We start from the raw sequence: 5332 nt of genomic DNA on the forward strand, positions 1-5332 counted from the left end.
CGGACCGTTCTTGCCGTGTGGCGAAACCGGTTCACCCCATTCCTTAGCGATGGTTGGACGTTCTTCGCCTTTAAGATAGTACTCGTCGCTTTTGACGCTGATTGTCGGATCACCGTTAGCAAAACGATCAGGGAAGATTTGATAGAAAACCTGCTCCTTCACCCAGGCTGGTGGCTGATCGTCTTTATTGTATTTGAAGTGGACTTCTTTGCCGGGAACTCGTGACGATACCCCGTTACCGTGTAACCACCACTGACGACTGTTTTGCATTACCTTAAAACAGTAGTGGGTTAGCGATCTATCTGTGTTTAGCGGGATTTCACCATGCCAGTATTGAAGCCTGCCATGGGTGTTGCCGCGTACCATATCAACAAGCTTTTCCTCGTTGTCTGGTTCGCAGCGAATGAATATAGCAGAGATAAGTAGGTCAGACTCGCTGACAAGGGTCAGTTTCAGGCTGTGCTCAGAGGGAGTTACCCAAGCCGTATCTTGACCGTGATATAAGTAGGGTGTCTTCATCATTGTTATAACTGGCCAGTTGGAAGGTCAATGGGTAACAAGATACTGCTTCAAGCACAGAAAAAAATCAGCCTTCGTCAAAAAATGCGACGGCGTAGACGAGAGGCGTAGAGCGGGTATGCCTTCTCAGTATTTTGATATGTAGGCGGTATAAGTTTAAATGGCGCAGCGGCTTTGGCGGTATGTCATTTCTCGCTGACGGAGTGGCATTTTGTCGACCAAGTCGGTGATTTGGCGCCAGTTGGTTTCTTCGCCCCAGCGATGTTTCTCAAGACCGTCTTTGCCGATCAGAATGGCAGTGTGGCTATCTTGGGTAATGTTATATTTTTGCTGAAGAAAGCGGATATCTTCCGGACTGAACAAGTTTTCGGGTTGGTTGAAGCCATCGCGGGTAATAATGATGGTCACGATATCTCTTTCCTGCAGCAGGCAGCCGTTCATTAGCGTTTGTTTCATGAATTCTTGCACGTACTGATCTTTCTCGGGGGCAAAGAAAAGAATACTGCGGTGGTTCCAATGCAGAGAATCCAGAGGATAAGAGGCAACACTGCTCGAAAAGAGAATAACGGCTGAGTATAAGTAACTAATCAGAGCTTTCATGTTAGCTCTCCTGCTCCCGGTTATACCATAGGAGAGTGGGTTGTATTGGTATCAATATAAACGGCAGTTATGTCAGATTGGATCAATCGCGTGTCTGCCGCCTAGTATCAAAGCCATAAGTACTAAAACCAGTATAGTCTATGGCTTGAGAACCTCATTTAGATGATTATGTGCTATGTCGGCCCTTATGGTAAGGCAATGTGGCTAATGAACTGTGTACTGGTATAAATGTTCCGAGACGTAGTCAATAAATACCCGAAGGCGAGCTGGCATGAACTTGGTTTGGGCAAATTGCAGTGCAATATCGCCTTGGTAATTTCCTTTGATTGTCCAGTCGCTGAGCACTTCTGTTACCGTTCCTTCTTCGAGCGGTTTCTTGATCACGAAGTCTGGGAAGATGCCAATCCCCAATCCATCAAGCACTCCTCTCAGGCGCATTTGCGAATGGTTAACAGCGTAGCGACCGGTGACGGGTATGGTGTGGAATTCATCACCTTTAACAAAGTCCCAGATATGATCCGTGGCTGTTTCGCCAAGGAAAATACAATCGTGCTGAAGTAAATCGGTTGGAACGATAGGGGTACCACGTCGTTCCAGATAGTCAGGGCTGGCGCATAGGCTCAAGCTAACCTTGCCAATCTGCTTTAATACCAAGCCTTCTGTCGGTTTCTCAGTCAGCCTGAAAACCACGTCGATGCCTTCTGAAACGAGGTCTATATCACCATCTGATGCTTTAAGCTTGAGTTGAATATCGGGGTAGTTGGTGAGAAAAGGGGTCACCAGAGGTTGAAGTACGATACTTAAAAATGCCTTAGGGGCCGCCACCGTCAGCGCTCCAGAGGGCGTTGTATGCTCCGAGCTGGTGAACTCGACAACTTGCTTGGTTGCGTCAATCATCGCGCAGCATTGATCATAGATCCCTTTACCCGATTCGGTGATCACGAGTTTTCGGGTTGTGCGCTCAAGAAGTTTGGCTGAAAGCGTGTGTTCGAGACGCGAGAGCTGTTTGCTCAGTGCCGATGGGGTGACCCCTAGTTTTTTTGCAGCGGCTGTGAAGCTGCCTTCATCGACAACAATTTTAAAAACAGCCAGTTCCGGCATAAGGGCAATCAGTTTATTTGTGTCCATAGTTCAACAGTCCTTTTCCAGGTCAGGGGATAATAGTCTGAATGCGCTTGAATTAGAATGGATGAAGTTCAAACATCCTGTTAATTGAACATTTTTTCAGTCAGATCTCCTAACCTGATTATATGGATTATCGTCTGGCGAATGCATGCTTAAACATGCATTCGCTACAGTCATAATTGAGAGGAACGTCATGTCAGCTGCATTCTACGACCAAATCAAACAGCAAATCGAACAAGTAAAAGCTGAAGGTTTATACAAATCAGAACGTGTTATTACATCAGCGCAAAAAGCTGCTGTTTCTATCCAAACTGGCGAAGAAGTTTTAAACTTCTGTGCAAACAACTATTTGGGCCTTGCTAACCATCCTGATCTGATTGAAGCCGCTAAAGCCGGTATGGATCATCACGGTTTCGGTATGGCCTCAGTCCGTTTTATCTGTGGTACGCAGGATTCTCACAAAGAGCTAGAGCAAAAGTTGTCTAACTTCCTGGGCATGGAAGATACAATTCTTTATACTTCTTGTTTCGATGCCAATGCGGGCTTGTTCGAAACAATTCTTGGTGCAGAAGATGCCATCATTTCTGATGCGTTGAACCACGCTTCAATCATCGATGGTGTTCGCCTGTGTAAAGCGAAGCGTTTCCGCTACGCAAACAACAACATGCAAGAGTTGGAAGAGCAGCTAATCGCTGCGAACGAAGCCGGTGCGCGTCACAAGCTGATTGTGACTGACGGCGTGTTCTCGATGGACGGTGTTGTTGCCAACCTGCCTGCTATCTGTGACCTGGCTGACAAGTACGATGCGCTAGTGATGGTTGATGACTCTCACGCAGTGGGTTTCATGGGGGCAAATGGTCGCGGTACACATGAATACCATGATGTTATCGATCGTATCGACATCATCACAGGTACCTTGGGTAAAGCGATGGGTGGTGCTTCAGGCGGTTATACTTCTGGTAAGAAAGAAGTGATCGACTGGTTACGTCAGCGTTCTCGTCCGTACCTGTTCTCTAACTCAGTCGCACCAGCTATCGTTTCTGCGTCAATCCGAGTTCTGGATCTATTGGAAGAAAGTGGTTCGCTACGTGACCAGCTATGGGACAACGCAGCGCACTTCCGTGCTCGTATGGAAGCGGCTGGCTTCACCATGGGTGGTGCAGATCACGCAATCATTCCAATTATGCTGGGTGATGCGAAAGTGGCTGCTGAGTTTGCAGAGCGTGCTCTGGCTAAAGGCATCTACGTGATTGGCTTCTCGTTCCCTGTTGTTCCAAAGGGACAGGCACGAATCCGTACTCAGATGTCTGCTGCGCATAATCGTGAACAGCTAGATAAAGCTATCGATGCATTCATCGAAGTTGGCAAAGATATGGGTATCATCTAACTGCCATCTGTCGTGATAGCAAACTAATGCAACAACAGGGGCGGGTAGAATGTACTCGAATAAAAATAGTGGTAGCCCGCTTCTGAATATTTCACTGCAATACTATTTGTTGAGATAAAGGTCATGAAAATTAAAGCTCTTTCTAAATTAAAGCCTGAAGAAGGCATCTGGATGACTGAAGTGGACAAGCCTGAGCTTGGTCACAATGATCTGCTGATCCGCATCAAGAAAACAGCCATTTGCGGTACTGACGTTCATATCTACAACTGGGATGAGTGGTCACAGAAAACCATTCCTGTCCCTATGGTTGTCGGCCATGAGTACGTAGGTGAAGTTGTTGGTATCGGTCAGGAAGTGCGCGGCTTCGAAATTGGTGACCGTGTTTCTGGCGAAGGTCATATTACATGTGGCCACTGCCGTAACTGTCGTGGCGGCCGTACTCACCTTTGTCGTAACACTACAGGTGTTGGCGTAAACCGTGAAGGTGCGTTTGCTGAGTACCTGGTGATCCCTGCATTTAACGCATTCAAGATCCCTGATGAAATCTCTGATGATCTTGCTTCAATTTTTGACCCGTTTGGTAATGCGGTACACACTGCACTTTCTTTCGACCTTGTTGGTGAAGATGTATTAATCACAGGTGCAGGCCCGATTGGTATTATGGCAGCAGCTGTTGCGAAGCACGTAGGTGCCCGTCATGTTGTTATCACTGATGTTAACGACTACCGTTTGGATCTGGCTCGTGAAATGGGTGTTACCCGTGCAGTGAACGTGGCTAACGAGAAGCTTGAAGATGTGATGGCTGAGCTTGGCATGACAGAAGGCTTCGATGTTGGTCTTGAAATGTCTGGTAACCCATCAGCATTCAACAGCATGCTAACTGGCATGAACCACGGCGGTAAGATTGCACTGCTGGGTATTCCACCATCAGACATGGGTATCGACTGGAACCAGGTTATTTTCAAAGGCTTGATCATCAAAGGGATCTACGGACGTGAAATGTTCGAAACTTGGTACAAGATGGCAAGTCTGATCCAATCTGGCCTGGATCTGAACCCAATCATCACTCACCACTTCAAGATTGATGATTTCCAAAAAGGCTTCGACGCCATGCGTAGCGGGCGTTCCGGCAAGGTTATCCTTGATTGGGAATAAGATTGATAGCGCTCCGGAAGGGGCGCTTTTTCATCTTTACCACACTGTATGCATAAACAGTGAAATGGAAGATGAGGTGGTGCTTATGCCCTAGTTTACGCCGTTCTACAGCGACCAATCTCAATGAGAAGGGTGTTTTGATAGGTGAAATTCAGCGATTGTTGGGGCATTCAGATTACCAACAGACGTTGGCTTATATTGATATTCGCCCGGAACGGAGGGCAGAGATGTTTACTCTGGCTTTTTAGCTTGGCGCTCATTCAGAAGGAATTTTCTAAGCAGGCGATTAGCTCCTGACTGAGATAACGCACGCTAACCAATCACTTCAAAAATCAGTTAATGTAGCTGCGCTTTGAATTGTTCACTGCTAATAAAATAAAGGCCATCTGATTCACGCTTCAATCCTAGTACAATACACTGAACTGCAAGCTTTAATATTGTCCTTCCCTTAAGTCCAAAATTATCAATGGGACTCATCTCAGGCTCGAGTTGTTCATGGCCTTGCAGAGATGTGCAACAAATAGCGCAAGAATAACGTTCACCACC

General features: G+C 46.7%; 6 protein-coding genes and 1 pseudogene. 3 read left to right on the top strand and 4 right to left on the bottom strand.

Features of this window, described 5'->3' with window-relative positions:
* The 3 genes and pseudogenes from MHN01_RS15470 to MHN01_RS15480 form a co-directional block, all read right to left on the bottom strand.
* A pseudogene (locus MHN01_RS15470) lies at positions 1-522 on the bottom strand (alpha amylase N-terminal ig-like domain-containing protein); the annotation flags it as partial.
* Between the two features lie 153 nt (positions 523-675).
* The gene (locus MHN01_RS15475; protein WP_239412164.1) at positions 676-1119 is read right to left on the bottom strand and encodes a DUF4174 domain-containing protein; all 444 of its coding nucleotides are present in this window, start codon (positions 1117-1119) and stop codon (positions 676-678) included.
* A 204-nt stretch (positions 1120-1323) separates the two neighbouring features.
* Positions 1324-2247 carry a LysR family transcriptional regulator gene (locus MHN01_RS15480; RefSeq protein WP_239412165.1) on the bottom strand — a complete coding sequence of 308 codons (924 nt, stop codon included), beginning with the start codon at positions 2245-2247 and terminating at the stop codon, positions 1324-1326.
* 190 nt (positions 2248-2437) lie between these two features.
* Here MHN01_RS15480 and MHN01_RS15485 point away from each other — a divergent pair, with 190 nt between their 5' ends.
* The 3 genes from MHN01_RS15485 (at position 2438) to MHN01_RS24695 (ending at position 5034) form a co-directional block, all read left to right on the top strand.
* Positions 2438-3631 (top strand): glycine C-acetyltransferase, encoded by a 1194-nt coding sequence (locus MHN01_RS15485; protein ID WP_239412166.1) that lies wholly within the window; start codon positions 2438-2440, stop codon positions 3629-3631.
* A gap of 123 nt (positions 3632-3754) precedes the next feature.
* A complete protein-coding gene (gene tdh / locus MHN01_RS15490; RefSeq protein WP_239412167.1) occupies positions 3755-4786 on the top strand; it encodes an L-threonine 3-dehydrogenase in 1032 nt (343 codons plus the stop codon).
* Positions 4787-4857: 71 nt separating this feature from the next.
* Entirely contained in the window at positions 4858-5034 is a 177-nt protein-coding gene (locus MHN01_RS24695) for a tyrosine-type recombinase/integrase (RefSeq protein ID WP_370646509.1), read from the top strand.
* 88 nt (positions 5035-5122) lie between these two features.
* Here MHN01_RS24695 and MHN01_RS15495 read toward each other — a convergent pair.
* A partial coding sequence (locus tag MHN01_RS15495) for a hypothetical protein (protein ID WP_239412168.1) occupies positions 5123-5332 on the bottom strand: 210 nt, incomplete at its 5' end.

This window comes from Photobacterium sp. OFAV2-7 (genome assembly GCF_022347985.1).
In the GTDB taxonomy this organism is placed as follows: Bacteria; Pseudomonadota; Gammaproteobacteria; order Enterobacterales; family Vibrionaceae; genus Photobacterium.

Excerpts from the sequence above, each read along its gene's own strand:
- MHN01_RS15475 (WP_239412164.1), bottom strand. The coding sequence starts at position 1,119 with ATGAAAGCTCTGATTAGTTACTTATACTCAGCCGTTATTCTCTTTTCG.
- MHN01_RS15480 (WP_239412165.1), bottom strand. The coding sequence starts at position 2,247 with ATGGACACAAATAAACTGATTGCCCTTATGCCGGAACTGGCTGTTTTT.
- MHN01_RS15485 (WP_239412166.1), top strand. The coding sequence starts at position 2,438 with ATGTCAGCTGCATTCTACGACCAAATCAAACAGCAAATCGAACAAGTA.
- tdh (WP_239412167.1), top strand. The coding sequence starts at position 3,755 with ATGAAAATTAAAGCTCTTTCTAAATTAAAGCCTGAAGAAGGCATCTGG.
- MHN01_RS24695 (WP_370646509.1), top strand. The coding sequence starts at position 4,858 with ATGAGGTGGTGCTTATGCCCTAGTTTACGCCGTTCTACAGCGACCAAT.